Annotated in this window: 23 protein-coding genes; 11 read left to right on the top strand and 12 right to left on the bottom strand. The window is 65.5% G+C overall.

The features are described from left to right. Nucleotides 1–77: 77 nt before the first annotated feature. On the top strand, nucleotides 78–2,489 hold the full coding sequence (locus ABWP89_RS05910) for a penicillin acylase family protein (RefSeq protein WP_353227898.1): 2,412 nt from the start codon (nucleotides 78–80) through the stop codon (nucleotides 2,487–2,489). A gap of 23 nt (nucleotides 2,490–2,512) precedes the next feature. On the opposite strand, the gene ABWP89_RS05905 is transcribed toward ABWP89_RS05910, so the two are convergent. Then, entirely contained in the window at nucleotides 2,513–3,325 is an 813-nt protein-coding gene (locus ABWP89_RS05905; protein ID WP_353227896.1) for a phytanoyl-CoA dioxygenase family protein, read from the bottom strand. Between the two features lie 161 nt (nucleotides 3,326–3,486). Here ABWP89_RS05905 and ABWP89_RS05900 point away from each other — a divergent pair, with 161 nt between their 5' ends. From ABWP89_RS05900 to ABWP89_RS05880, 5 genes are read left to right on the top strand one after another with little or no spacing between them, the layout of a single operon-like run. Beyond that, nucleotides 3,487–5,223 (top strand): amidohydrolase, encoded by a 1,737-nt coding sequence (locus tag ABWP89_RS05900; RefSeq protein WP_353227895.1) that lies wholly within the window; start codon nucleotides 3,487–3,489, stop codon nucleotides 5,221–5,223. Nucleotides 5,224–5,240: 17 nt separating this feature from the next. Next, the gene (locus tag ABWP89_RS05895) at nucleotides 5,241–6,371 is read left to right on the top strand and encodes a M42 family metallopeptidase (protein ID WP_353227894.1); all 1,131 of its coding nucleotides are present in this window, start codon (nucleotides 5,241–5,243) and stop codon (nucleotides 6,369–6,371) included. Nucleotides 6,372–6,386: 15 nt separating this feature from the next. After that, nucleotides 6,387–9,218: a M16 family metallopeptidase gene (locus ABWP89_RS05890; RefSeq protein WP_353227893.1), complete on the top strand. Its 2,832-nt coding sequence runs from the start codon at nucleotides 6,387–6,389 to the stop codon at nucleotides 9,216–9,218. Further along, nucleotides 9,215–10,282: an alcohol dehydrogenase family protein gene (locus ABWP89_RS05885; protein ID WP_353227892.1), complete on the top strand. Its 1,068-nt coding sequence runs from the start codon at nucleotides 9,215–9,217 to the stop codon at nucleotides 10,280–10,282. The genes ABWP89_RS05890 and ABWP89_RS05885 overlap by 4 nt, the downstream gene beginning before the upstream one ends. A 43-nt stretch (nucleotides 10,283–10,325) precedes the next feature. Beyond that, nucleotides 10,326–11,834: a M28 family peptidase gene (locus ABWP89_RS05880; RefSeq protein ID WP_353227890.1), complete on the top strand. Its 1,509-nt coding sequence runs from the start codon at nucleotides 10,326–10,328 to the stop codon at nucleotides 11,832–11,834. Here ABWP89_RS05880 and ABWP89_RS05875 read toward each other — a convergent pair. The 3 genes from ABWP89_RS05875 to ABWP89_RS05865 are packed head-to-tail and all read right to left on the bottom strand — an operon-like array spanning nucleotide 11,831 to nucleotide 14,863. Next, nucleotides 11,831–13,084, bottom strand: a complete 1,254-nt coding sequence (locus ABWP89_RS05875) for an alanine racemase (protein ID WP_353227889.1) — start codon at nucleotides 13,082–13,084, stop codon at nucleotides 11,831–11,833. The genes ABWP89_RS05880 and ABWP89_RS05875 overlap by 4 nt on opposite strands. Next, nucleotides 13,077–14,492 carry a D-arabinono-1,4-lactone oxidase gene (locus ABWP89_RS05870; RefSeq protein WP_353227888.1) on the bottom strand — a complete coding sequence of 472 codons (1,416 nt, stop codon included), beginning with the start codon at nucleotides 14,490–14,492 and terminating at the stop codon, nucleotides 13,077–13,079. The genes ABWP89_RS05875 and ABWP89_RS05870 overlap by 8 nt, the downstream gene beginning before the upstream one ends. Continuing rightward, entirely contained in the window at nucleotides 14,489–14,863 is a 375-nt protein-coding gene (locus ABWP89_RS05865) for a c-type cytochrome (RefSeq protein WP_353227886.1), read from the bottom strand. The genes ABWP89_RS05870 and ABWP89_RS05865 overlap by 4 nt, the downstream gene beginning before the upstream one ends. Nucleotides 14,864–14,937: 74 nt before the next feature. Between ABWP89_RS05865 and ABWP89_RS05860 the strand changes: the two genes are divergently transcribed. Both ABWP89_RS05860 and ABWP89_RS05855 read left to right on the top strand, forming a co-directional pair. After that, a complete protein-coding gene (locus ABWP89_RS05860) occupies nucleotides 14,938–15,573 on the top strand; it encodes a TetR/AcrR family transcriptional regulator (protein WP_353227885.1) in 636 nt (211 codons plus the stop codon). A gap of 43 nt (nucleotides 15,574–15,616) precedes the next feature. Beyond that, nucleotides 15,617–15,979: a thiol-disulfide oxidoreductase DCC family protein gene (locus tag ABWP89_RS05855; protein ID WP_502915242.1), complete on the top strand. Its 363-nt coding sequence runs from the start codon at nucleotides 15,617–15,619 to the stop codon at nucleotides 15,977–15,979. 13 nt (nucleotides 15,980–15,992) lie between these two features. Here the strand turns inward: ABWP89_RS05855 and ABWP89_RS05850 are convergent, their stop codons facing one another. From ABWP89_RS05850 to ABWP89_RS05815, 8 genes are all read right to left on the bottom strand, one after another. Further along, the gene (locus ABWP89_RS05850) at nucleotides 15,993–16,556 is read right to left on the bottom strand and encodes an NTP transferase domain-containing protein (protein ID WP_353227883.1); all 564 of its coding nucleotides are present in this window, start codon (nucleotides 16,554–16,556) and stop codon (nucleotides 15,993–15,995) included. Between the two features lie 24 nt (nucleotides 16,557–16,580). Then, nucleotides 16,581–17,540 (bottom strand): XdhC family protein, encoded by a 960-nt coding sequence (locus ABWP89_RS05845; RefSeq protein WP_353227882.1) that lies wholly within the window; start codon nucleotides 17,538–17,540, stop codon nucleotides 16,581–16,583. Continuing rightward, the gene (locus ABWP89_RS05840) at nucleotides 17,537–18,109 is read right to left on the bottom strand and encodes a cytochrome C (protein WP_353227880.1); all 573 of its coding nucleotides are present in this window, start codon (nucleotides 18,107–18,109) and stop codon (nucleotides 17,537–17,539) included. The genes ABWP89_RS05845 and ABWP89_RS05840 overlap by 4 nt, the downstream gene beginning before the upstream one ends. 56 nt (nucleotides 18,110–18,165) lie before the next feature. Beyond that, nucleotides 18,166–18,708: a methylamine dehydrogenase light chain gene (locus ABWP89_RS05835; RefSeq protein WP_353227879.1), complete on the bottom strand. Its 543-nt coding sequence runs from the start codon at nucleotides 18,706–18,708 to the stop codon at nucleotides 18,166–18,168. A 159-nt stretch (nucleotides 18,709–18,867) separates the two neighbouring features. Next, complete coding sequence (locus tag ABWP89_RS05830; RefSeq protein WP_353227878.1) at nucleotides 18,868–19,470, bottom strand: thioredoxin domain-containing protein; 603 nt, start codon at nucleotides 19,468–19,470, stop codon at nucleotides 18,868–18,870. A gap of 9 nt (nucleotides 19,471–19,479) precedes the next feature. Continuing rightward, on the bottom strand, nucleotides 19,480–20,037 hold the full coding sequence (locus ABWP89_RS05825) for a MauE/DoxX family redox-associated membrane protein (protein WP_353227877.1): 558 nt from the start codon (nucleotides 20,035–20,037) through the stop codon (nucleotides 19,480–19,482). Between the two features lie 81 nt (nucleotides 20,038–20,118). After that, nucleotides 20,119–21,306 carry an amine dehydrogenase large subunit gene (locus ABWP89_RS05820; protein WP_353227876.1) on the bottom strand — a complete coding sequence of 396 codons (1,188 nt, stop codon included), beginning with the start codon at nucleotides 21,304–21,306 and terminating at the stop codon, nucleotides 20,119–20,121. Nucleotides 21,307–21,631: 325 nt separating this feature from the next. Then, a complete protein-coding gene (locus ABWP89_RS05815; protein WP_353227875.1) occupies nucleotides 21,632–22,285 on the bottom strand; it encodes a TetR/AcrR family transcriptional regulator in 654 nt (217 codons plus the stop codon). Nucleotides 22,286–22,636: 351 nt separating this feature from the next. Here ABWP89_RS05815 and peaA point away from each other — a divergent pair, with 351 nt between their 5' ends. The 3 genes from peaA to qhpC are packed head-to-tail and all read left to right on the top strand — an operon-like array spanning nucleotide 22,637 to nucleotide 26,288. Continuing rightward, entirely contained in the window at nucleotides 22,637–24,493 is a 1,857-nt protein-coding gene (peaA, locus tag ABWP89_RS05810) for a quinohemoprotein amine dehydrogenase subunit alpha (protein ID WP_353227874.1), read from the top strand. Then, nucleotides 24,490–25,947 carry a quinohemoprotein amine dehydrogenase maturation protein gene (gene peaB, locus ABWP89_RS05805; protein WP_353227873.1) on the top strand — a complete coding sequence of 486 codons (1,458 nt, stop codon included), beginning with the start codon at nucleotides 24,490–24,492 and terminating at the stop codon, nucleotides 25,945–25,947. Before peaA ends, peaB begins: the two co-directional genes overlap by 4 nt. Then, nucleotides 25,944–26,288, top strand: a complete 345-nt coding sequence (gene qhpC, locus ABWP89_RS05800) for a quinohemoprotein amine dehydrogenase subunit gamma (RefSeq protein ID WP_353227872.1) — start codon at nucleotides 25,944–25,946, stop codon at nucleotides 26,286–26,288. The genes peaB and qhpC overlap by 4 nt, the downstream gene beginning before the upstream one ends. Nucleotides 26,289–26,325 lie beyond the last annotated feature (37 nt).

Below are 26,325 nucleotides of genomic sequence, written 5' to 3'. Positions count from 1 at the left end.
CGTGCGCATGCCGGGGGGCTTGTCAGACGGCGCGGCCCGGCGCAACCTGTTGCCGGAACGGGGCAATGGGGGTGGTGATGATCGGACGAAAGCTGACCGGGATGGCCGCGGCACTGCTGGCGGCGACGGCCTGGACTGCACCGGTGCTGGCCGATGCCGCACCACAGATGGATCGTCTGGTGCTGCATGGCCTGACCGCGCCGGCCAAAGTGACCGTTGATCGTTGGGGCATTGCCCATATCCGCGCGGGAAACGTGCATGATGCGTTTTTCGTGCAGGGCTGGAATGCCGCGCGCGACCGGCTGTGGCAGATCGATCTGTGGCGCAAACGCGGGCTGGGGCGGTTGTCGGCCAGTTTCGGGCCCGCCTATCTGGCGCAGGACCGCGCCAGCCGGCTGTTGCTGTATCGTGGTGACATGGCGGCCGAATGGGCCAGCTATCCGGCCGGCGCCAAGGCAGAGACCGAGGCGTTCGTCGCCGGGATCAATGCCTACATCGCGCAAAGCACCACTCTGCCGCCCGAATTCACGATCACGCGCACCCGCCCCGAACTGTGGGCCGCCGATGATGTCGTGCGCATCCGCAGCCATGCGTTGGTCAGCAACGTGGCGGACGAGGTCGAACGCGCGCGGCTGCTGTGCCAGGGTGGCGCGCCATTCCTGACGCTGCATCGGCGGATCGAACCGGCGCATGATATTCGCGTTCCCACGGGGCTGGACCCATGCAGCATTCCTGCCGATGTGCTCGATGATTACCTGCTGGGCACCAAGGGTGTCAGCTTTGCCGCGCCGGCGCTGTCGGCCGCCGGATTGCCCGATGCAGTATTCGCCGACAGCCGGGATCGTGCCGCCAGCCAGGAGGGATCGAACAACTGGGCGATCGATGCCGCGCATTCCGCGACGGGCCGCCCGATTGTCGCCAACGATCCGCACCGCGCGCATGGTGTGCCGGCGTTGCGCTATCTGGTCGATCTGGCGGCGCCAGGCCTGCACATTGCCGGGGCTGGCGAACCATCATTGCCCGGCATCAGCTTTGGCCACAACGATACCATTGCATGGGGCCTGACGATCTTCCCGGCCGATCAGGAAGACCTGTACGTTTACGATATCAGCCCGCAGCACCCCGGCGCCTATCTGTACCAGGGTCAGTGGGAACCGTTCCAGACCGAACAGGAAGCGGTGCCGGTGCGCGGCGGCACGCCAGAGGCGCTGACGGTGCAGAACGTCACGCTGGCCTACACCCGCCACGGCCCGGTGATCCATCAGGATGGCACCCATGCCTATGCGCTGCGAACGGTGTGGACCGAGCCGGGCGGCGCGGGTTATTTCAACGCGTCGTGGCTGTACGGCGCGACCGGGTGGGGCGATTTCACCACGGCGCAGGCGCATTGGTCGGCGCCGCCGCTCAATCTGGTCTATGCCGATGTCCACGGCGATATTGGCTGGCGCCCGGCGGCGTTCATCCCGCAACGCAGCGGCTGGGACGGGCTGCTGCCGGTACCTGGCGATGGCCGTTTTGAATGGCGCGGGATGATTGCCGCCAGTGATCTGCCGGTGATCCACAACCCGTCGCGCGGGTTTGTTGCCACCGCCAACGCCATCAACCTGCCAAAGGATTGGCCAAGCGAAACCCGCCCGGTCAGCTTCGTGTGGTCAGACCCGTCGCGCATTGACGAGATCGAGGCGCGGCTGGCGGCCAAACCCAAACTGACGCTGGACGATATGACCGCGTTGCAGACCGATACGACCAGCCGGCTGGCGTTGCGCGGGGTGGCCCTGCTGCGCGGGCTGACCACCGACGATGCCGATGCGCAAAAGGCGATTGTGCTGTTGCAGGGGTGGGATGGCGATGAACGCGCCGATAGCGGCGCGGCGGCGCTGGCGGAACTGTGGCTGACCAGCCAACTCGCACCAGTGGCAGCGACCACCGTAGCAAAGGGTGATCTGGCCAAGGCGCTGGAAAACGCTGCCCCGGGCGCAGTGATCGACTGGCTGGCGCGCGGCGATGCGCGGCTCGGGCCGGACCCGGCTTTGGCGCGGCGCACCATTGTGGTCACCTCGCTTGCGGCGGCGTGGCGCGATGCGGTGGCGCGGCTGGGGGCCGACCCGGCGCATTGGCGCTGGGGTGACTTGCACCTGGCGCAATGGAGCCCCGCGATTGCGCCACGCGTGCCTGCGACCATGCTGGCCAAAATGACTGTCGGCCCGCTGGGGGTGGGCGGATCGGGCAGCACGCCGATGGCCACCTGGGATGCGCGCAATGCCTATACGGTGACCGGCGGCGCATCGGTGCGGCTGGTGATGGATGTCGGCGCGTGGGACAATTCGCGCGTGATCAACAGTCCGGGCCAATCGGGTGACCCGTTCAGCGCGCATTACCGCGATCTGTTTCCGCTGTGGGCGGCGGGGCGCTATGTGCCGTTCGTGTACAGCGATGCGGCGGTGGCGGCCGCGGCCGAGCGCGTGATCTCCCTCGATCCCGCGCGCTAAATCCTCCACGGTTCGGGGAGGATTTACGCGCGGGCGATCACCGGGAACAGGTCCTCTGGCAGCGGGTCGCCGGCGCGCAGGCGGGTGGCAAGGTCGGGATAGGGCGGTGATGTGGCGCCACCGCGATCGGCATAGCGGGCGTCTTCGCCAAACCAGCGCGTGGAAAACGCCCGACGCGCGCCGCCGGTGGGGTTGCCGGGCGCGCCGTGCACGGTCAGGAAATTGAACGCGATGCAATCGCCCGGTTGCAGGTCCCACGACACGATGCGGTATTGGTCGCGCGTGGCGGAAATGTCGGGCATTTCGACCAGCCCGGCCGAATCATGGTCATAGGCGGTGCCATCAAACCGGCGCGGGCGGAACAGTTTGCCCCAGGCATGGCTGCCCGCCACCGATTCCAGGCAGATTTCGCGCGGCACCGGGTCCAGTGGCAACCACAGGCTGACCGTCTGGCGCCCATCGACGCAATAATAGGGGCTGTCGTGGTGCCATGGCGTCGGGATGTCTGCGCCCGGCTCCTTTACCAGCAGGTGTTCGTGGAAAATCCGGGCTATGCGTGATCCCATCAATTCGCGCGCCACTGCCCCCGCCGGCGAACCTTCGACAAAGGCGCGAAATTCGGGGATCGCCGCCCAGTTGCAATAATCGCCAAAGAACCGCGCACCAGCCTTGGTATAATTGCGGTGCAGCGGGCTGGGCTGCGCCATGTTGGCACGCGCGCCTTCGCGCAAGGGTTCAATCCAGTCGCCGAACAGCCCGCGCAGCACGACCACGCCGTCGTCGCGAAACGCATCGCAGGTGGCGGGATCGATCAGCGGCGCAAGTGTGGCGGTCATGGCGGTGTCGTATGTCCTGTGGTCGTGGGCCAGTACGACAATCCACCGCGATGCGCACGGCGACAAGCCCATTTTTCCTTATTGCGGCAGGCCTTGCCCATGGCCTGTGGCTGCGCCATGTTGCGCGTAAATCCGGGTTCGGGAATGATGGGGGAATGGTCATGCGGATAAGGGCATTGGCGCTGGCGGCACTGCTGTCGGGCGTGGCGGCGCTGCCGGCCGGCGCAGGCGCGAAAGAGGCGGTCGATCTGATCCTTCACGATGGCCAGGTGCTGACCGTCGACGCGGGGTTTTCCACCGCCAGCGCGGTGGCGGTGCGCGGCGGGCGGATCGTTGCCACCGGGGCGGAGGACCTGCTCGACCGCTATAGCGCGGCCCAGGTGATCGATCTAAATGGCCGCACACTGATGCCCGGGTTTATCGATACGCATGTGCACCCGATCCCGATCGGCCCCAGCGATATCGAAGCGTTGCAGGCGCATTCGATTGTCGAATTGCAGGCGATGGTGCGCAAAAAGGCCGCCGAGCTGGGCCCCGGCAAATGGATCACCGGCTATGGCTGGCAGGAAGCCGCGCTGGCGGAAAAGCGCAACCTGACCCGCGCCGATCTCGATGCCGCCGCGCCGGACAATCCCGTGCTGCTGGTGCGCGCGGGCGCGCATTCGGCCGCGGCCAATTCGCTGGCGTTCAAACTGGCCGGGGTGACGCGCGACACGCCCGATCCCAAAAGCGGGCTGATCGAACACGATGCCAGCGGCGAACCCAGCGGGATCATCCGTGAACGGCAGGATATCGTCGAAAAATTTATCCCCGACCCGACCTGGGCACAGATGAAGGGCCCGATGATCAAGACGCTGAAGGGGTTTCTGGAGCTCGGCATCACCAGTTTTCACGATGCCAGCGGCAAGATCGACGATGAACCGGTCGGGCTGGGCGGCAAGGCGCCACCCGCCGACGGAACGGAAATTGCCAGCGGCGACATGACCTTTGCCCGCGCGCGTGCGCTCTATGCCGAAATGGGCGACCAGCTGCCGCGCGTGACAATGTATATCTCGTACCCCGGCGCGGAACGGTTGAAGGCGTTTCCCCACCATTCGGGTTATGGCGATGACCGTGTGCGGCTGGGCGCGATTGGCGAAAACCTGGTCGATGGCGGGTTTACCGGGCCGACCGCGTGGCTGCTGGTCGATTACAAGGGGCAACCGGGGTTTCGCGGCAAGGGCCGCTATACCGATGCCGAATTGCAGGACCTGGTCGACAATTCCAACCGGCTGGGCTGGCAACTGGGGCTGCATTGCATCGGCGATGCGGCGATCGTGCAGACCATCAACGCCTATGCCCATTCGCTGGAGACGATCCCCGATCCGGCGCATGCCGCCGATGATCGCCGCTGGTTTACCGACCATTTCACCATTATGCCGCCCGATGCGACGATGGCGACGATGGCCAAAGACCACATCTGGATCGCGCAGCAGCCCAATTTCCTGTACAATCTGGAAAATCGCTATGTCGCCACGCTGGATGACTGGCGGCTGGCGCACAACAATCCGATCGCCACCCCGGTGCACAAATTCGGCATCTTCATGGCGTTTGGCAGCGACAACCTGCCAGTCGGGCCGCTGGTCGGGCTGTACGCCGCGATCACCCGCAAGGGGCCAAGCGGCATGGTACACGGCCCCGACGAAGCGGTCGGCCGCGCCGAGGCGATCCGCGCCTATACTGCCAACGGCGCGTACCTGTCGCGTGAGGAACACGACAAGGGCACGCTGGAACCTGGCAAGCTGGCCGACATGATCGTGCTGCCGTTCGATCCGCTGACCGCTCCGCCCGAAACATTCCTGAATGGCCATGTCGACATGACCTTCGTCGGCGGCAAACTGGTCTACAGCAAATCCTGATCCGATTGAGGTAACCCATGAAAACGCTGATTGCCGCCGCACTGCTGCTGGGTGTGGCCGGTCCCGCTTATGCCGACCCGACCGCAAATTTGCTGCGCGATCTCAGCAATGCGCCGGGGCCGTCGGGGTTTGAAGAAGCCGTGCGCGCGATCATGGTGCCGCGGATGAAGGCGGCGGCCGATGATCTGCGCTATGACGGGCTGGGGTCGGTGATTGCGCGCCAGGGCAGCAGCGGCCCGCGCGTGATGGTCGATGCGCATATGGATGAACTGGGCGGGGTGCTGCGCCGGGTCACGCCAGATGGGTTCCTGTCGATGCAGATGCTGGGCGGCTGGCTGGACCAGGCGCTGGCCGGGCAACGCTGGGTGATCATCGGTGCTAAGGGCCCGGTCCATGCCGTCAGCTCGATCCGCGACATCCATCTGGCCGGGGCGGACGAGCGCGGGCAATTGATCAAGCGCGATGCGGTGTTTCTGGACGTGGGCGCGCGCACCCCGGCAGAGGTCGCGGCGCTGGGCATTGCGCCGGGCGATCCGGTGGTGCCCGACAGCGGATTTGCCGAATTGAACGGCACCGGCAACTATGCCGGCAAGGCCTGGGATGACCGCGTCGGTTGCGCGGTCCTGCTGCTGGCGATGGAGCGGTTGAAGGCCGAGGGCCACCCCAACCAGATTTTCTTTGTGGCAACGGTGCAGGAAGAGATCGGCCTGCGCGGCGCGCGCGCGGCGACCGCGCTGGTCCACCCCGACATCGGCATTGCCATCGAGGGCGGCGTGACCGGCGACGCCGGCGGCGCGCATCCGGAAGAATCGCAGATCAGGCTCGGCGCCGGGCCAGGGCTGTTTCTGTACGACAGCAGCGCGCTGCCCAACCGCAAGCTGGTGTCGCTGATCCGCAAGGTGGCGGGTGCGGCGGCGATCCCGCTGCAGATGGACCTGGTGCAGGGCTATGGCGATGACAGCGCGGAAATGCAGACGATCGCTGGCGGTGCGCCGACGGTCAATCTGGTTGTGCCGGCGCGCTATACCCACGTTCACACCGGGGTCATCAACCGGCACGATGTTGATGGCATGGTCGATCTGGTGGTGGCGCTGCTGAAACGGCTGGATGCCAAAACCGTGGCCGACCTGCGCGACTTTACCCCCTGATTTGAAAGATTGACCATGATTGCGCGTCGTTCCGCCAGCCTGCTTGCGCTTGCCGCTGCGTTGATTTTCGCGAGCCCGGCATACGCGGACAGCGAACCGGTCAAACAGCCGGGGCAGTGGGTGCAGGACCATGTGCACCGCGCTGCCGACCCGGCGGTGCGGTTCGGCACGCTGCCCAATGGTCTGCGCTATGCCATCACCCACAACGATACGCCCGCTGATGGCGTGGCGATGCGGCTGCGCATCGGATCGGGATCGCTGCAGGAACGCGACGACGAACAGGGCCTGGCGCATTATCTGGAACACATGGCGTTTCGTGGCAGTGCGAAAATTGCCGATGGCGATGTCGTGCGGATGCTGGCGCGGCAGGGCCTGCGGTTTGGCCCCGATACCAACGCCTTCACCGCGCAGGACCAGACGGTGTACATGTTCACCTTTCCCAAGGCGGACGCGAGCGCGCTGGAGACCGGGCTGACGCTGTTTCGCGAAATCGGCGAACGGCTGACGCTGTCGGCGGCCGCGACCGAGGCCGAACGCGGCGTGATCCTGTCCGAAGAACGGCTGCGCGATACCCCCCCGTTTCGGGCGTTCAAGGCCAGCCTGACCAACGCGCTGGCGGGCACGCGGGTACCGCAACGCTGGCCGATCGGGCTGGTCGAAACGATCAAGGCCGCGACGTCGGAACGGTTGCGCCGGTTTTACGCCGCCAACTATCGCCCCGACAATGCGACCATCGTGGTCGTCGGCAATATCGACGTGGCGAAGGTAGAGGCGGAGATCAAAGCCCGCTTTGCCGACTGGAAACCGGCAGCGCCGGCCGATCATGTCGATCTGGGCACGCCCACACCGGCGCAGGCGGCGACCGAATTCATCGCCGCCGGCGCGCCCGACACGCTCAGCCTGTCGTGGCCGCGCGCCGCCGACCCGCGCGCCGAAACCGAACGCTATGACCGCGAAAAGCTGGCCGAGCTGGTGGCGATGACCATTTTCAACAACCGCCTGGCCGATCGCGCGGCGCAGCCTGGCAGCCCGTTTGTGGCCGGCCAGGGCCAGACGATGCCTTCGCTCTATGGCGCGGCATCGTTGGCGTTTGTGCAGATTTCCGACGCGCCCGGCCAATGGCAGGCCGCGCTGGCGGCGGTGATCACCGAACAGCGCCAGCTGCTGCGCGCAGGATCAGGGCCTGAAGACCTGAAACGCGCGGTCACGCAGACTGTGACCATGCTGGAGGCCGCCGCCGCCAATGCCACCACGCGCAAGCATGGCGATATTGCCGATGCGCTGATCGGCACGGTCAACGATGATCAGCTCTATACCAGCCCGGCGCAGGATCTGGCGCTGGCACGGCCGGTGCTGGCGGCGCTGACCCCGGCGGATATCGCCGCGGCGCTGCAGCGCATTTTTGCCGGATCGGGGCCGGTGCTGTTCCGCGCCGCGCAATCCGGCCCGGTGGGCGCCCCGGCGCTGGCGGCGGCACTGATCGCAGATCAGAACGCCGCGCTGGCCACGCGCGCGCAGGCGGCCGCGGTGGTTTGGCCCTATACCACGTTCGGCACCCCCGGCGTGGTGGTGGCGCGCAGCGATGATGTGGCGCTGGGCACCACCACGGTGCGCTTTGCCAATGGCGCGCGGCTGTTGGTAAAGCCGACCAGGTTTGAAAAGGACCATGTGACGGTCAAGGTTCTGCTCGGCAATGGCCGCGCCGGGGCCGATGCGGCACGGGTGCATGCGCTGTGGGCGACATCGCTGGCACCGCTGGGCGGCACGGCCAGGCTGGCGGCGGGCGATATCGAACGTTGGGCGCAAAGCGGCGGGCGCACGCTGGCGGTCGAATTCAAGGCCGATACGCGGTTTTTCACATTGGGCGGCCAGACGCGACCTGCTGATTTCGTGGCCGAAATGCAAGTTCTGGCAGCCGAGGCGCGCGACCCCGGCTTCCGCCCCGAACTGGGCGAAAAACTGGCTGCGCTGGCGCCGATGATCAGCGGGCAGGTCGATGCCAATGCCGGCGCGGTGTTTGGCCGTGCGCTGCACAGCCTGCAGACCGGCGGCGACATGCGCTATGTCGATGTGCCATCGGGCGCCGATATCGCCGCCACCCGCGCTGATGACGTGCCCGCGCTGATCAAATCCGCACTGGCCGGGCCGGCGGATGTGGTGGTGGTGGGCGATGTGACCGTCGATGCGGCAATCGCGGCGATGCAGGGGACATTCGCGGCCGGGCCGGTGCTGGCGCCGATGGCGGCGGTCGTGCCGCAGATCGCCGCGCCGGCGCCATCGCCAGACCCGCACGTGGTCACGCACAATGGCCGCGCCGATCAGGCCTATTTCGGCGCATACTGGCGCCTGCCCGATTATTTCACCGATCCGCGCGCCAGCTATGTCACGCGGGTGGCGGCGGCCGTGCTGCAGGGCCGGCTGATCGATACCGTGCGCGAAAAGCTGGGACTGACCTACAGCCCGATGGTTGACAGCGCGGCATCGGTGCAATTGCCGGGGGTGGGCTATCTTGGCGCGGTGCTGGAAACGCCGGCCGCCAATTTCGCCACGTTCCGCGCGCTGCTGACGACCGAGTTCAGTGATCTGGCGGCCAAACCGGTGTCGGATGATGAACTGGACCGCGCGCGCCGCCCGCTGATCGAGGCCCGCGCAAAGGATATGCAGGGCAACGGCTTCTGGGCGACGTGGTTGCCGATGGTGTTGCGCGATCCGCGCGTGCGGCAGTCGGTGGTGGAAACCGGCGACGGGCTGCGTGCGGTCACTGCCGCCGATGTGCGTGCGCTGTTTGCCAAACTGGCGGCCGACCCTGTGCCGCTGGTGGTGGCGGCACAGGCGCGCGGCCAGTGACCGTGCCCGCCCTGATGCATGGCGTAGTACTGACCGGGTTTGGCGGGTACGACCGGCTGGTCTGGCGCGAAGACCTGCCGGTGCCAGTGCCGCGCGCAGGTGAAGTGCTGGTGCAGGTCGGCGCGGCGGGGGTCAACAACACCGATATCAACACCCGCATCGGCTGGTATTCCAAAGCGGTGGAGGCCGATACCGCCACCGGCGCCGACGCCGGCGTTGACGACGCGCAGTCCGACGGTTGGAGCGGCGCGCCGTTCACCTTTCCGCGCATCCAGGGCGCGGATGCGGCGGGGCGGATCGTCGCGGTGGGTGCCGATGTGGCCGTGGATCGCGTGGGCAGCCGCGTGCTGGTGGAACCGGTGTTCCCCGCGGCTGATGGCACGGTGCGCTATTTCGGGTCGGAATGCGATGGCGCGTTTGCGCAATTTGCGCTGGTGCCCTCGACCCAGGCGCACGGCGTGGATTGCACGCTGACCGATGCCGAACTGGCGTCGTTTCCCTGCGCCTATAGCGCCGCGCTCAACATGCTGAACCGTGCGGGGCAGGCGGCGGGCGCACGCGTCGTGGTGACCGGCGCATCGGGCGGGGTTGGGTCGGCGGCGGTGCAACTGGCGCGCGCACGCGGGGCAGAGGTATGGGCGCTGGCCGGGGCGGACAAGGCAGACGCGGTCATGGCGCTGGGTGCGACACGGGTGGCCGGGCGCGATGATGATCTGGTCGCCACGTTTGGCGCGGACAGCTGCGATGTGGTGATCGATGTCGCCGGCGGGCCACAGTTTGGCGCGCTGTTGCGGGTGCTGCGCCCCGGCGGCGCCTATGCGGTGGCGGGGGCGATCGCCGGGCCGATCGTGCCGCTCGATCTGCGCACGCTGTACCTGAAAGACCTCAGCCTGTTCGGCTGCACCGTGCTGGGGCAGGGCGTGTTTGCCGAACTGGTGGGCCATATTGAATCTGGCCGCATCCGGCCCTTGCTGGCGGCAACCTATCCCTTGCGCGACATCGCCCTGGCACAGGCCGATTTCCTGACCAAACGCCACGTCGGCAAAATCGTGCTGACGGTCTGAACCGGACCGCGATCATCGCGCGAATACACTTGGGGGATTACCGATGCGCATCATAGCGACATTTGCACTCACCGCCGCCGCCATGCTGTCCGGCACGGCGGCACTGGCGCAGACGCCAGGCCCGGTCGACGCTGATACCCGCGCCTGGTGGGCCTTGACGAGCGAACTGTCGGGCGATGACATGGACGGGCGTGACACCGGGTCACCCGGCTATGACCGCGCCGCCGCGCTGGTCGCGCGCCGCTTTGCGCAGGCCGGGCTGAAACCGGCGGGCACCGCTGGCGGCTGGTTTCAGGACATTGCGCTTGACGATCTGCGGCTGGATGAGGCGCAGTCGCATTTCGCCTTTGGCACCACCACGCTGGCGTTCAACCGTGACATCCTGCTGTCGCCGGGCGCCGATACCCCGCCGCACTTGTCGGCAGCGGCAACGTTTCGCGGATATTGTGCGGCCGACGATATTGCCGATGTCGCGGGCAAACTGGTGGTCTGTTACGGCCGCCCCGCGCCCAAACGGCTGGCCAGTTTTGACCGGGCAAAGGCGCTGCGCAGCGCGGGCGCGCTGGGCATGCTCACCATCGCGGCGCCGGGTCTGGCCAGTGAACCGATCCGTTGGCCCTTTGCCTATTCGCGCAGCGTGACGATCGCGGGAACCGCAACACCGGCCACCACGCCGTTCCTGTCGGGCATCATCAATCCCGATGCGCTGCCCCGGCTGCTGCCGGATGCGGCACAGGTGCTGGCCACCGGTGCCGCCGGTGGTGATCTGCCGCATGCCGATCTGGGGCCGGTCGTGGCCGATCTGACAATCACGCATACCGTTACGCATTCGGCCAATGTGCTGGGCCTGTTGCCGGGCACCGATCCGGCGCTGGCGGCAGAGATTATCGTCGTGGGCGCGCATCTCGATGGCTATGGCCATGGTGAGCCGGTGAATGGCGACGGGCTGTACAATGGCGCGCTGGATGATGCGGCCTATGTCGCGCTACTGGAACGGCTGGCGGCGGCGCGGGCCGGCCACGGCTTTGCGCGGCCGGTGCTGTTTGCGGTGTTCACGGGCGAGGAAAAGGGGTTGCTGGGATCAACCTGGTTTGTCGAGCATCCCACGCTGCCGCTGGCGTCGGTCGAGGCGATGATCAATCTCGATCAGATCAGGCCGCTCTATCCGCTGAAGCTGATGACCGTGCATGGACTGAGCGACAGCAATCTGGCCGACCCGGTGCGCCAGATCGCCACCGCCAGCGGCTTCGCCGTTCAGGAAGACCCGGAACCGGAGCGCAACCTGCTGCGCCGGTCGGACAACTGGCCGTTCATGCGGGCAGGTATTCCGGGCCTCAGCTTTGTGCTGGCGACGTATGACCAGCCGTCGCTGATGCGCTATTACGACTGGTACGAGCGCCGTTATCACCACCCCGCCGATGACCTGACGACCCCGATCGACTGGCAGGCAGCGGCCGATTTCAACGCGTTTTTTTACAGCATCACCGAGGCTGCTGCCAATTCCGTCGCCAACCACCCTTGGAAAAACACCGAAATGCGCAAGCTCGATTAGGCTGATGCGGGAAACACCGGCCAGTGTGCGACAATCGCGTGGCCGTCATAGACCGCGATATCGCCGAATTGCATGAACACCGCCTCGCTCTGGTGCGGGCGAAAAAACACGAACTGGTCGGGCGACAGCTGCGTCTGCGCGCCACCGTTCATCATCTGCTGATTGGATGACAGGCCGAACAGCGCGTTGGTTTGCAGGCCCGGCGGATCAACCGGATCGGCCAGCCAGTTGCCGCCATAGATGAACACTGTGCGCGCCAGATTGGGGTCCCACCATGCCTGCACCCGGCCCACGGTTTCCAGCCCGGGCAGCCGCGTGCCGTCCATCGCCTTGATCACCGGGGTGGCGATGAATGCGGCTGGCACATGCGGGGCCAGCACGTCGGTGTCGAAATGGGTGGGTTTGACCAGGCACGATCCGGCCGAAACCTCGTTGGCGACCTGCGTGTCGCGGTACAGGCGATAGGTTGGGCTGCCGGCCGCATTGCGCAGCATGGCGGCGGCCACACCGGCGCCCAGCACTGCACGCACCTGTTCCACCGCGCGGGCATACGCGTCCCAGGCGGCATGCAGCGCGCCATTACGCACGCCCAGCGCGGTGGGCAGTGCGGCAACATGCGGTTCATAGCCCATCAGCCCGGCCAGGTGCAGCGCCGGATTGTCGCGGATGGTGTGCAGCGCGGCGGCAAAGTCATCGCCCGCGACAAACCCGCCGCGATGCAATCCGACATCGAGTTCCAGCGCAAGATTGATCGGCGCGCCGGTGGCGGCATATTGCGCCAGCCGGGCGTTGCTGTCGATCAGCCAGGTGACCTTGTCCGGCGCGGGCAGCGCAGTCAACGCCTGCGCAAAGGCCGCCACCGGCAGTGGTTTGCCCAGCAATTGCCCGGCATCGGGCATTGTGCGGTTCAGCGCGATCAGCGTCGGCAGGTTGAATGTCATCAGCCGGTCGGTGCTGGCGCGTTGGCGCACATGCGCGATCAGATCGGGGCTGGGCAGCGATTTGGCCACAATGCGATAGGCCATGCCCGGTGGCAGCGCCGATTTCAGCGTAGCGATGTTGGCATCCAGCCGCTGGCGGTCGATCACCAGCGTCGGCGTGGCTATCCCCGCGGCCACCAGCGCCGCTTGCACTTGCGTGAAATAGTGCCCGCGTGTGCCGCTGTGATCGCGCGGCCGCGCCGCCCAGGCGGCCACGCCGGTCGCCGCCGCGCCGCCGATCAGCATGGTGCGGCGGTTGAATTCAGCCATGGGGCGTACCTTTGAAAATCCGCGCGGTGAACGGGTTGAGGAACAGGCCCGCCGGGTCCATCCGCTGCCGCACGGCGCAGAAATCATCGAAGCGCGGATAGAGCGCGCGCAGATCGGCGGCGGTCAGATTGTGCAGTTTGCCCCAGTGCGGCCGTCCGCCATATTTGCGGAAAATCGGCTGAAACACGTCGAAAAACATCCGGAAACTTTCCTCCGCCGGGGCGTGGATGGCGATCGACATGCGCGTGCCGCCGTTAAACGGGCTCAGCCAGGCGTCATCGGCATGGGTCAGGCGCATTTCGATGGGAAAGAATGCATCGGGCCGCTGGTCCATCGTGGCGATAATCTCGCGCAGCGCGGCCAGCCCGTTAGCCTCTGGAACATGGTATTCCATTTCGTTGAAGCGCGTGTTGCGGCTGGTGCTGAGCAATTTCCACGATCGGTCGGTGGTGTCTTCGTGCACGCCCGACGTGATCAGATTGTCGCTCATTTTGCGCCGCAGCCACGGGAACCAGCCGAACTGGTCGCGCAGATCGCGCATGCCCTTCAACGTTTCCTCGTCGGTGCTGGGCGGGCGGCCGCCGATCGGGCCGGTCCACAGGTCATGCGTGATGCCGACCGCCTTGCCGGTGCCCGACAAGTACAGGATTTCGAAATTGCGGTGCTGATGCGACAGCGGCTCGATCTGGTCGAACATCTCCTCCATCGGGGTCACGAACACCCGCCGGTGCAGCGCAAACCGGTCCACCAGCCGCAGCGTGAATTGCGACATGATCCCCAGTGTGCCCATCGCCACTTTGCCCGCGGCGAACAGGTCGGGATCGCTGGCGGCGGTCACGTCGATCGGTTCGCCCGATGCGGGCACCAGCCGGAAACCGACAATGGCATCGTGCAGCGCGGTCAGGTTGCGCCCGGTGCCATGCGTGCCGGTGGCAAACAGCCCGGCCAGCGTCTGCACATCGATGTCCGACAAGTTGGGCAGCGCCAGGCCCACCTCATCCAGCGCGCGCGCGGCCACCTGCAGGATGGTACCGGCGTGCAGCGTGGCGGTTTTGGCGGCGGTGTCGTGCGCGATCAGGCCCGATACCGGGCCGATATCCAGGATGGTGCCGGGGGTGGGCACCAATGGCGTAAAGCTGTGCCCGCTGCCGACCGCGCGGATCGGGGGCGGGCTGGTTTTCACCACGCGCACAATGTCGGCCTCTGACTGCGCGACCGCCAGTGATTTGGGCGTGATGCGGTGCGCGCCCGACCAGTTGGCCCATTCGCCGGGGGCCAGCGGCGCCGCATTGAAATCGGGCCGGGTGAAATTGCGCCCGCGCCACAGCGCATAGGGCACGCCGGGGACAAGGAGCGCGGCCGCGCCGGCCCCGCCCAGCAACATCGTGCGGCGTGATATTCCGGTCATGGCTTTGCCCCCGCCATGAATGCAATCAGCGCACGGTAATCGGCATCGCTGCAATCGGCGCATTGCCCGCGCGCGGGCATCGCGCCGCGCCCGCCATGCACCGATGCCAGCAAGCCATCGATGCCGCGCGCCGTCATACGTGGCTGCCACGCCGCGACGCTGCCGACCAGCGGCGCACCCGCGCCAGCGACCGCGTGGCACAATTTGCACGACCGGGCATAGCGTGCGGCCAGCGCGGGATCGGCCGGAGCAGCGGTTTCGGCATAGGCGATTTCTGCCGCAGTGGGCGGCGTGGCCACCGCGGCCGGTGGGCTGCAGCCCGCCAGCACGGCGCACAGCGCGGTGATTGCCATGGCGTCAAATAATCGCATGTTTGCCTCATACAGTAGCTATCACTATCTTTATGGGGTTCCATTTCGGAGTCAAGCCGGCTAACATTGTTGCTATGAATATTCCTGTTCCCGCCACCGATCCGCGCGCCCGGCCGGTGCAGCTGCGCGGCGCATCGACGGTTGCGCAATTGCTCGATACCGCCGCACTGCTGCTGGAAGAGCTGGGCTTTGAACGGCTGTCGACCAACCGCATCTGCGCTGCCGCCGGCCTGACCCCGCCGGCAATCTATCGCTATTTCCCCAACAAATATGCGGTGCTGAAGGCGCTGGGCGAACGCCTGATGGCCAGCCAGAATGCCGCGCTTGACCAGTGGGTGACGCTGGAATTTGATCCCGACGATCTGCCGGGCAGCTATCGCGCGATGCTGAACGGGCAATTGGCGGCGACCCGCCGCGAAATTGCGGGCGCATGGATCATGCGCGCGCTGCACGCCACGCCGGTGCTGGCCGAGGTGCGGCACGCCAGCCACGCGGCGGTGACCGACATGCTGTCCGCGTGGGTGGCAGAACAATGGCCGCACATCGATGGTGATGCGGCGCGCCGGCGTGTGCGGCTGATGGTGGAATTCGGCTATGCGGTGATCGAAATGCTGTGCGAGCGGCCCGACCCCGACGAAGCGCAGACCGTGGATGATGCTGCGCGCATCCTGGCCCACGAACACGCCGGCATGATCGCACCACTGCCTTGATTGGCAGGTGGTGCGGGCCGGGACGGTGCGGCATGGTCGCATGGTGAACACGCCCCAAACCTTGCCACAAGTCACCGTCTGGTATGATGGCGGCTGCCCATTGTGCAGCCGTGAAATCGCGCTGATGCGGCGGCTGGACCGCGCGGGGCGGATCGGCTTCGTCGATGTGGCCGATCCGGCGGTGACTTGCCCGCTTGACCGTGCCGATCTGCTGGCGCGGTTTCATGCGCGTGAGGGTGATATGATGCTGTCGGGCGCGGCGGCGTTTGCGGCGATGTGGCGGGCGATTCCCGTGTTGCGACCGCTGGGCCTGGCTGCGCGCTGGCCACTGTGCGGCTGGTTACTCGAACGCGGCTATCGCTGGTTTTTGCGGCGGCGGCCTGTGCTGCAACGCTGGTTGGGCTGATATCCGCCACGGTTCATGGCTGCAACAGCGCGGTGGCGCGGGCCAGGTCTTCGGCGCGGTCGATATCCAGTGCGGCTGAAGTCGAAAGCGGCAGAGTCGGCGCACCGCGCAGCAGTGCGCCCGCGCCCCGGTCACCGGTCAACGCACACAGCGCATCAAAATGCTGCGCACCAAACAGCACCGGCGGCAACGGGGTATCCGGCCCAAGGCTGGACAGGCGGTCACCATTGAATGCCGCCATCATCGCGGCAATATGGTCCGGCGGGACCAGCGGCATGTCGGCCAGCGCGATCATCACCGCGGCGGCGCCGGCGGCACGCGCGGCCGCCACCCCCAGCGCAACCGACCGTCCCTGGGGCGCGCCTGGCGGGTCGAGCAGGATCGGGACATAGCCGGGCAGGGCGGGCGTATCCGCGCTGACGACGGCAAAATGGGCGCAGAACGGGTGTGCCAGCAGCATGTCGGCAGCGTGGCGCGCAACCGGCTTGCCTGCCAGCATGGCCGCCAGTTTTGCCCCGCCAAACCGCGTGCCGCGCCCGGCCGCCAGCAGTACCAGCGCAATTTGGGCGGGGATCACGCCGGAGGGATCAGGCAGAAGTGGTCACGCAGAAGTGGTCACGCCGGGTTGCCAGGCCATGGTGGCGGCACAGGCATCATAGTCCTGCACCACTTCGGCCAGGATCGACAACGCCAGCGTGGCCGGGTTGCGCGTGCCAGGGATCAGCCCGATCGAACCGCGCAGGCGATCGATCTGCCACGACGGCACCCGCGCGTCGTGCAAGCGGTCGATCCGCGTCTGGTGCGTGCGGCGACTGCCGACCGCGCCGTGATAGAACGCCGGCAGCGCCAGCGCCTGGGGCAGCAGAAATTCTTCCCAATCGCGATCGTGGAACACGAACACGATCGCTGTCCACGCGTCGGTGGCCAGCATCGGCAGTTGCCTGGGGCTCAGCAGCGGCCGGATGCCCTCATCGGACAGGTCGCTCGTGGTGGCGCCATCGCCGCTGCGCGGAGCGCCATCGCCGCTGCGCGAAGCGCCATCGCCGACGCGCGGAGCATGTGCGATTACCTCGATGCCATAGGCGCGCGCCAGCCGCACCAGTGCCAGCAGGTCTTCGCCATGGCCCAGCGCGACCATCCGCAATCCGGGCAGATAGGTCTGCTCATGATCGCCCAGCTGCAATTGCGCCGCCACACGCTGATCCACCCGTGTAATTACTTCGGCCACCAGCGCGGCATCGGGGCGGGGGGTGAACAGCAGATCGATCCCGCCGCCGCAGGGCAGGCGCACATCGAAATAGGGTGATCCCACGCCATAACGCACCATGCGCGGTTGCCCCTGGGCCAGCACATCCAGCGCCTCGGCCGCGATCGCGCGTTCGACACAACCGCCCGAAAACGATCCCACCTGCCGCCCATCGGCCAGCACCGCCATTTGCGTGCCGATTGCGCGTGACGAACTGCCCTCAATCCCGGTCAGCGTGACCAGCACGCCCGGCACGCCTTCGCGCTCTCCACGCTCGATCAGCCGCAGGGCGTCGATCGGGCGCGCGGCAATCACTGGCTGCTGCCTTGATCGGGAATGCCGGGGCGGGCGTCGCCGGGATAGAGCAGTTTGATCGACGCCGGCGCATGACACTGGGTGATCAGCTGGTTGGCCAGCCGCAGCCGTTCTGCGGTCAGGTTGGTGTTGGTCAGCGCGTGCAGGCGTTCGCGCGCCACTTCATCGGCGGTAAAGGGGGCAGTACCCTTCGGCACCGAACCTTCGCCCAGCACGAACACCACATAGTTCATCAGGTCGGCCAGTTCGCCATTGTCCCTGATCCGGCTGTGCGCAACATTGGGCAGCCGCAGCAGATAGGCGCGCGCCTGCGGAGTGCACATGAACCAGCCAACCCGGCCTTCCAGTTCGGGCAGATGTGCGGGCACGGTATCGCCATTGACACCGTGGCACCCGCCGCAATTTTCGATGTAGTCCAGCCGCGCCTGCGCCGGATCGGTCATCACGCTGTGTGGATCGATCGTGGTAGGCGCGGGTTCCGCCATTCCGGTGCCGGCCGTGGCGGGACCGAACCCCGGCAGGGTGAGGCCAGCCGCAAGCGCGACCACACCCACACCCAGCGCGATCATCCGCGCCGATCGCGCCCGCGCCAGGGTTACAGGGACGCCACTGCCACGCATCGCAATCAGGCAGCGCCCACCAGCACCGCTGTCGAACAATGGTATTCCATGTTCTTGACGCCGAAACACCAGATAATGTCGTTGTTGAGCTGTTGCACGTAGGTCTGCGTTTCGCGATCGGTGCCGTCGCAGTTGCACTTGGCCGAGAACGATTTGCCGCAGCAATCGCGATAGGCGATCAGATAGGCCTTGCCATCGTCGGGGTTGATGCAGGTACCCACCCACGACACCGGCGAAGGTTCCGCGCCCGGCGGGCAAGTGTGGATGCCGCCGCCCGAACAGGTGCACAATGCGCCGTCAATCGCGCAATAGCGCCAGTATGTGCACTTGGTATCGTCGGTGGTCTGTGCGTTGCGGGCAAACACCGTCTTGGCCTCGGGCGAACGGTCGGGCTTGGCTGCTTCGGCGCGGCTGACCGGCAGCAACGGGAACACCGGTGCCGCGACCAGCGCCACGCCGATGCGGGCCAGCATGCCGCGCCGCGAAGTGCCACCGGCAAAGCGCCGCAGCACCTTTTCGCCAAAGCTGTCTGCATTGAAAATTGTCATAGTTTCCCCCGTTGTCCGGTCGGTTGGGCGGTTGGTCAGGCAGGGCCGCATCGGGTTTGCGCAGGGTTGGTACCCCTGCCGGTCACCACGAATTGGTCCAGATTGAAATATGTCCAAACAGGTATCATCAAACCATAGTAGCGTCGCACAGGTTTCGCATCACGCCGGCACCGCTTTCAGGCCGTCGATGTAATCCTGCACCGAATTCACACCCATTTCATGCGCGATGATCAGGCTTTCCAGGTGTTCGCGGCTGTTGACCAGCCCCTTTGACAGGACCACGCCATCGGCATCCAGCAGCACGGCATAGGGCAGTTTGCCCACCGCAAAGGCCTGCCCGACATCGGGTCCGTTGATGAACTGGTACCCGCCCAACCCCTGCTTTTCGATCATTTCGCGCTGAATCTGCGGGGTGTCATCGCCCACGAAAATCAGCTGCACGCGTTCATCGCGGGCAAAGCTTTTGGCCATCGGGATCAGGTTTTTGCACAGTGGGCACGATGCCGATACAAACATCAGCAGCCGCAACGACGAACCCGGTGCCGCGCCGCCAACGGTGACATTGGCGCCATCGATGGTCGTCGCCGGGATCGCCCCCGATTTCGCGCCGACCGAAGGCCCGCCGGCGGTGGTCAGCGCGCCGGCCGGCGCCACCCGCATGTGCAACACGCCAACCTGCCGCGCGAGCGCCAGGACTGCGATCACCAGCGCCAGGATCACCACCCAGCCAAACACCGCGGAAAGTACAAGCGCAGTCAGCATGGCCTTAATCTATCTCCGTCCGCTCGCCAGCGGCGAGGCTGCCAGTGCGGCAAGGGCATTGAACAACACAGTTATCAGGAACATCGCGGTGCCCGCCACCAGCGCCAGCGCGATATCGGCCAAAGCAACGGTTTCCCCTGGCGCCACGCCGATGGCGTGGATCGCCACCAGCGCGGCCAGCACCAGATTGCGCACCACCAGCCCCCAGCTGAGCGGCTGGCGCAGTTGCGATCGGCCGCAACCGCAATCGATCATCCGCCGCCCGCGCACGATGTTGATCGCCATGGCGGCGGCAAACACCACGAACAGGGCCGCCGCAGGCAGTGCCGCGATGCGCAGGCCGCCGCCCGTCACCACGCTGACAAACAGCGCCAGCCCCAGCCCCAGTTCGGCCAGCGGCAGCGCGGCTGCTACCGGGTTGACCAGCCCATCCGGCAGTATCCGGTAATTGGCCACCACCCCGGGCACCAGTTCGCGATGGCGCAGCTTGGCCAGGCCCGCCTCGACAAACACGATCCCGGTGCCGATGGCACCAATCAGACCGGTTTCGACGAGGATCGTGCTCATGATGCGAATGCTGCCCTGAATGGTGAATGCTGAATGCTGAATGCGGTGTGCTGGATGTAACAAAGACGGCGGAATTGCCGGTTATTGAATGGTCTGCACCAGACCCGAACCGGCGTCTTTCAGGGTTTGTTTCACTTCGCCGGTCACGGCATCAAGGATCGTAACGGTGCCGGCAAAGCCTGCGCCTTCACCATCATTGCCACCTTCTGAAACCAGCACCAGCTTTGGCGATGGCCCTTGCGTGACATTGACCACGGTGGGGCGGCCTTCGATCACCAGCCGCTTGACCACTTTGTGCGCGGCCAGATCGACATCCCACAGCTCTTCGCCACCGGCCTTTTGCGTCCAGTATTCACCCTTGTGCATCAGCACATAGGCATGGCCCGATGCACGATGCAGCGCAATCCCCTGATCGCGCGCACCAGGATACCAGTTCACATCCAGTGGCTTGGTTTCACCCTTGCGCAGGCCGGCAGCCTCTTGAATCGAGAACGGCGTGCCCACGGTCGGCTTGGCGCCCAGCTTGGCGGTATAGATCAGGCCGGTGTAGCTCAACATCACGACTTCGTTCTTGGCCTGATCGACCTGAACGTTGTCGTAGATCGGATCGCCGGTCGCGCTGAAGAACGGTTCGGTGCGGGTGATATCGACTTTGCCACCGGTCAGGTTGATCGACGCCATCGACCCATCCGAACACAGCGCCGCCAGCCCGACGCCGGGGTTGGTGATCAGGTCGGCACAACCCGGCAGTTCAAAGCTTTTGACGAACTTGCGCTTGGTCAGATCGACCACGTTGACCGACGAAATCGGGCTGAAGTTATAGACATAGGCGGTCTTGCCATCTTCGCTCAGCACGAAATTGTGTTCGCGACCGCCGACCAGCATGCGCCCGGGCAGATCGATGTCGCCCTCCAGCTTCAGCGTGCTGGCGTCATAGACCGAAATGAAATCCTGGCGTGTGCCGTGCAGACGGCGGGTCCATGCCGTTTCGGCCACATAATAATGCTTGCCTTCGGGATCGATGGCCAGGTCACCCAGCACCGGGGTTTCGATCTGGCCCAGGTATTTGCCATTGGCGCTGTCATAGATCGATGTGGCGGGCATCACGAACCCGCGCGACACAAAAATCCAGCTCTGCTTGGGCGCGGGCAGGGTGTTGACGCTCGATTCTTCGGATTCGACCGAATCGGGCTTGGCCAGCGCCGTGCCGGCCAGCAGCGCGGCAATGCCAAACGCCGCGGCGCAGGCGGCGGCGCGGACAGGGCGCAACGGGACACGACCTGCAACAGGCGAACGGCTGGTTCCGGAGAACTGGAAATGCGCGGCGGACTTCATCGTGGCTGGCCCCCTTTGGACACGGTGTTTCGGACAATGTGACGGCAAACCCTGCTGTGCGTGCCTGGGACAACCCTTCACGCAAACACCGCTTTGCCTGTCGCGGGCCGGTTGCGCCTGTTCGTGCAACCCGGCCTTGCCCTGCCTATCTGTGATCCAAGATTTGACGCCTGTCCAAATTTAGTCAAGCGCGATTCATGCGCCAGCGCCATCTTTGTTGGCGCGCATCACCCGCCCGCGCCAATGGTGTTGGCGCGTTTCAACCGCACGCTGCGCCATTGTCGATGCCGCCGGCAATATCCTGCGCGGTCACCGTGCGGGCCAGCATGACCAGATGGTTTGCGGCGATGCGGGTCACGGCCGGCATGCGGTCTGCCCACGGTTTCTGGTACCCGGCAAACGGGGTCGTGCCCTCCATCGACGCACTGATGTACAGTGCGACCGTCTGCACGTCGTCCGGGCCCAGCGCAGGGTTAAGCTCCGCGACATATTCACCAATGAAATCGTGCACCTTTTGGTAAAAAACATGCACCCGGTCGGCGATGAACGGGTTGTGGTTGGCCAGCGCCCACAGTTCGGTGAACAGGCGGGTGGTGCGCAACCCGGCAATATCCTCAAGACAGATGACGATGATCAGCCGCAACCGCTGTTCTGCGGTCAGATCGGGCTGGCGCACCCGGTCTTCCAGCAATTTGTCATACCGGTCGAGCAGATCGTCGAGCAGCACCTGGATCAGCAGTTCCTTGCGCGGAAAGTGATAGCTGACATTGCCGACCTTCGTCCCGCATTCGGCCGCGATCCGCCGGATGGTGAACGCACCCGCACCTTCGTTGATCAGCACGCGCAGCGCCGCTTTCAGGATGGCGTCGACGGTTTCGGTACCACGCAGATACGTGCCCGGGCGTCCGGCCACGACCGGTTCCGGTTGCACTGTGTGGTGGTCGAGCATCGGCGACGTCAAAACCTGTCCTAAACTCTTGGTCGAAAAGCCATTGGCCGGGCTTCCCAAGCGCTGCTGCAACACCCACCGCTTCGGCACCACCCTGCGGTGAAATACCTGCGCGCCACCCTTTTTGCGGATTTGCCCGATGGGCGTCAACAAAGTGTTTGACCAACCTTGGACATCTGTTCAGTTTTTATTTCTGGCAGGTTACGCGAATCGGGAGCGCTGCTGCAGTATTGCGGGCCGCGCGGGTAAGCATTTTGCATTGCGTGCCGACATCTGTTGCAGTTTGGTACGTGTTGCCTGGGGGACGACTGACGCATGGCTAGCCCTTCATCCGAACAGGACATCGCCCCGGCGCCCGGCACTGCCACGGTGCCTGCGTTACGCACAACATCGAAACGGGGCGCACGGCTGTTGCTGGCATCCGCGGCGCTGGCCACCGCCAGCGCGGTAGCGGGGCAGGGCATGTCCAGTGCTGGCGGATCAGCGTCAGGCGCATCATCGTCAGCCATGGCCGAAACCGAAGACGGCATCCCGGTGACCGACGCGCTAACCCGCGAAAAATGCGGCAGTTGCCATACTGCCGACGCCAAGGGCAATCTGTCGCGCATTTCGTGGTCGCGCACCACGCCCGAAGGATGGGACCAAGCGATCAAGCGCATGGTCCGGCTCAACGGCGCCAGCGTGACCCCTGATGAAGCCCGCCACATCGTCCACTATCTGGCCAACAGCCATGGCCTGGCCCCAGAAGAAGCGCGGCCGGTATCGTATTACGTCGAAAAGCGGATGGTGGACGAAACCAATATTCCCAGCGAATCGGTCCGCACCGCCTGCGCCGCGTGCCATGCCTTTGCGCAGCCGTTGTCGTGGCGGCGGTCATCGACGGAATGGAAATTGCTGCAGGATTTCCACGTCGCGCTCTATTCGCAGGCGGATTCGCAATACCGCCGGCCGGCGACCGATGAACCGGGTGAAGTGTTTGGTCACACCACCCCGGTGGTCAACAAGCCGGGTGCTATTCCGCTGACTTCGGGCCAGGTTGCGCTGGCCTATCTGCGCAAGACTGCACCGCTGCACACGCCGGAATGGGCGGCGTGGAGCCAGCGCGCACAAGTGCCGCATCTGGCGGGCAAGTGGCTGATCAGTGCCACGCTGGCGGGGAAGGGCAGCTATTTCGGTATCATGGAGGTCGCATCAGGCGCGACGCCCGACAGCTTTGCCACCCGCACCACGCTGCAATCGCTGACTGACAAGGCGCCGCCGGTCACCACCAGCGGCAGCGGCACGGTCTATGCCGGATATTCGTGGCGCGGCCGTGCGCAGGGCGCAACCACCGCAAAATTGGCGCCCGATGCGCCCGAACAACCGGTGCGCGAAGTGATGCAGTTTGCCGCGGATCGCAAAAGCGCCGCCGGGCGCTGGTTCTGGGGCGAATATCAGGAATTCGGCTATGACGTCACGCTCACCCGCGCCGATGGCGCGCCGGTGATCGCGGCGATCTCCCCCGGCGGGATTCGTGCCGGGGCAAAGGGGCAGAGCTTGCGCATCCTCGGCGATGCCTTTCCCGCCGGGCTGACACCGCATGACATCGATCTGGGGCGCGGATTGACGGTCAGCAAGATTGCTTCGGCGTCGCCAGGCGAACTGGTGGTCAATGTCGATGCTGCGGCCGATGTGCCGTCAGGCCTGCGCGATGTCACGGTCGGTTCGGCCGTGCTGTCGGCGGCGCTGCCGGTGTGGCACACCATTTCGTATATCGCGGTCGCACCCGACAGCGCGCTGGGCCGGCTGGGCGGGGTGGCGCATCCCGCCGGTTATGGCCAGTTTGAAGCCTGGGGCTATGACAACGGGCCGGATGGCAAACCGCACACCGCCGACGACGTCAAGGTCGGCGTGGTCGATGCCGATTTCAGCCTGGAGGAATTCCGGTCGACCTGGTACGATGACGACCTGAAATTCGTGGGAAATATAACCCCGGCGGGGCTGTTCACCCCCAATGCCGATGGGCCAAACCCGCAACGGTCGGGCAACCGCGACAATTATGGTGATGTGTGGGTGGTGGCCAAGGCCAGGGCATTGAAGGACGCCAATGGTGCGCCACTGACTGCCAAGGCCTATCTGGTCGTAACCATTCCTTCGTTCAAACGCTTTGACCAGCCGGGGGTGGCACAGTGACCACGCTGCTGGCGCACCGCTATCGCCCCGGTGAAATGCACCGCTTCGCCGCCGCCGGGGCCGAATTCGTCTATATGCCGCAGGCTGGCGCGATCTTTGCGCTGGATGACGCCATCACCCGCGTGCTCGCGCAGATGAACGACGGTCCGGTGGCGCATGACGATCTGGTCACCGCGCTGGTCGGCCAGGGCATGGGCACCCCCGATGCTGAAGGTCTGTTGCGCGAATTGCGCCAGGTGCGCGTGATCGAGGCGGAAAACGTGGTCGCGCGCGCGCCGGTGGTCGATACCCCGCCGGCCGATTTCCCGCTGCAGGCGCTGGTGCTCAACGTGACGAACCAGTGCAATCTGGCCTGTACCTATTGCTATGAATTTGGCGCCGACAAGATTTCGACGCAGACTGGCAAGACCAAGTACATGACCCCCGAAACCGCGCGCGCGGCGGTCGATTTCCTGTTTTCGTCGGCCGGCAGCCGCGAAGCGGTGCACATCACGTTTTTCGGCGGCGAAACGCTGATGAATTTCCGCCTGCTGAAAGACGCGGTGGCCTATGCCGATGCGCAAGGCGCGCTGCTGGGCAAGCGGGTGACTTACAGCCTGACCACCAATGCCACACTGCTGACCGACCCGATCATCGATTTTCTGGCCGACAATGCCGTTGGCGTGACCGTGTCGATCGACGGGCCCGAAGAAATGCAGGACGCCCGCCGCGTGTATAAAAGCGGCAAGGGCAGCTATGCCGTGATCGCCCCCCGGTTGAAGGCGCTGATTGCTCGGCACAAGACCCGCGCGATCGCGGCGCGCGTCACCCTTAGCGCGGGCGTGACCGATGTGGTCGGCATCTATCACCACCTGAAACACGAAATCGGCTTTCACGAGATCGGCTTTGCGCCGGTCACCACCACCGATGACGGGCACGATTTCGGGCTGAACGGCGATGGCATGAGCGCGGTGCTGGCGGGTTTCCATGCCCTGTCCGAAGAATGGCTGCAATTTGCGTTGCGCGGGCAGATGCACGGCTTTTCCAACGTGTCGGAAACCTTGAGCGAACTGGTCGTCGGCACCAACAAATCGCATCCCTGCGGCGCCGGGCTGGGCCTGCTGGGGGTCAGCCCGTCGGGTGACCTGTCGCCCTGCCACCGCTTTACCGATGCTGATGAACACGTGATGGGCCATATCGACAGCGGCATCGACCAGGCCAAGCGCAGCGATTTCCTGACCCGCGGCCACGTTGGTGCCAAGTACGAATGCACTTCGTGCTGGGCGCGGCCGTTGTGCGCCGGCGGCTGTCATCACGAGGCGTTTGTCCGCTATGGCGATACCGGCCACGCCAACCTGCATTATTGCGACTGGATCCGCCAATGGACCGATCGCGTGCTGGATATTTATGGTACATTGGCAGTACGCAATCCAGAATTCCTCGAACGCTTTGCCGACCGAAAGGGCTTGTCATGAAGCACTTGAAGCCACTGAACGCCAAGGCGCGCCGGATCGATGCCGATCTGGCCGCCTTTGACGCTGCCGCCATCGAAGAGGATGTCGTGGCGCTGCAACAGGCGCCGCGCCCGCATGTGCCGCTGGGCTGTTCGCTGTCGTTTTCGCCAGGTTGGGAAGTCGACGCCAGCGGCGGCACCGCCGGGCTGTGCCAGCCCGCCGAACGCGATATCTATGACTGCTATGTCACCTGTTTCTGGCCGGTGCAGATGGCCGACCACGTCAATTATTCGGCCGACTGGGCCAGCAATTGTGCGGCGGCGACCAAGGACTGGCGCAGCCTGGACGTGGTGTTTCCCTGATTTGGGGCGCGGTTTTACCGCACAAACTGTTTCCTTT

The sequence above is a fragment of the Novosphingobium sp. genome (assembly GCF_040398825.1).
GTDB lineage: Bacteria > Pseudomonadota > Alphaproteobacteria > Sphingomonadales > Sphingomonadaceae > Novosphingobium.
This window is presented reverse-complemented; position numbering and strand designations above follow the sequence as displayed.

Bases quoted from the DNA above. Each gene is read 5' to 3' on its own strand.
- ABWP89_RS05910 (WP_353227898.1), top strand. From the start codon at position 78: ATGATCGGACGAAAGCTGACCGGGATGGCCGCGGCACTGCTGGCGGCG.
- ABWP89_RS05905 (WP_353227896.1), bottom strand. From the start codon at position 3,325: ATGACCGCCACACTTGCGCCGCTGATCGATCCCGCCACCTGCGATGCG.
- ABWP89_RS05900 (WP_353227895.1), top strand. From the start codon at position 3,487: ATGCGGATAAGGGCATTGGCGCTGGCGGCACTGCTGTCGGGCGTGGCG.
- ABWP89_RS05895 (WP_353227894.1), top strand. From the start codon at position 5,241: ATGAAAACGCTGATTGCCGCCGCACTGCTGCTGGGTGTGGCCGGTCCC.
- ABWP89_RS05890 (WP_353227893.1), top strand. From the start codon at position 6,387: ATGATTGCGCGTCGTTCCGCCAGCCTGCTTGCGCTTGCCGCTGCGTTG.
- ABWP89_RS05880 (WP_353227890.1), top strand. From the start codon at position 10,326: ATGCGCATCATAGCGACATTTGCACTCACCGCCGCCGCCATGCTGTCC.
- ABWP89_RS05875 (WP_353227889.1), bottom strand. From the start codon at position 13,084: ATGGCTGAATTCAACCGCCGCACCATGCTGATCGGCGGCGCGGCGGCG.
- ABWP89_RS05870 (WP_353227888.1), bottom strand. From the start codon at position 14,492: ATGACCGGAATATCACGCCGCACGATGTTGCTGGGCGGGGCCGGCGCG.
- ABWP89_RS05865 (WP_353227886.1), bottom strand. From the start codon at position 14,863: ATGCGATTATTTGACGCCATGGCAATCACCGCGCTGTGCGCCGTGCTG.
- ABWP89_RS05860 (WP_353227885.1), top strand. From the start codon at position 14,938: ATGAATATTCCTGTTCCCGCCACCGATCCGCGCGCCCGGCCGGTGCAG.
- ABWP89_RS05840 (WP_353227880.1), bottom strand. From the start codon at position 18,109: ATGATCGCGCTGGGTGTGGGTGTGGTCGCGCTTGCGGCTGGCCTCACC.
- ABWP89_RS05835 (WP_353227879.1), bottom strand. From the start codon at position 18,708: ATGACAATTTTCAATGCAGACAGCTTTGGCGAAAAGGTGCTGCGGCGC.
- ABWP89_RS05830 (WP_353227878.1), bottom strand. From the start codon at position 19,470: ATGCTGACTGCGCTTGTACTTTCCGCGGTGTTTGGCTGGGTGGTGATC.
- ABWP89_RS05825 (WP_353227877.1), bottom strand. From the start codon at position 20,037: ATGAGCACGATCCTCGTCGAAACCGGTCTGATTGGTGCCATCGGCACC.
- peaA (WP_353227874.1), top strand. From the start codon at position 22,637: ATGGCTAGCCCTTCATCCGAACAGGACATCGCCCCGGCGCCCGGCACT.
- qhpC (WP_353227872.1), top strand. From the start codon at position 25,944: ATGAAGCACTTGAAGCCACTGAACGCCAAGGCGCGCCGGATCGATGCC.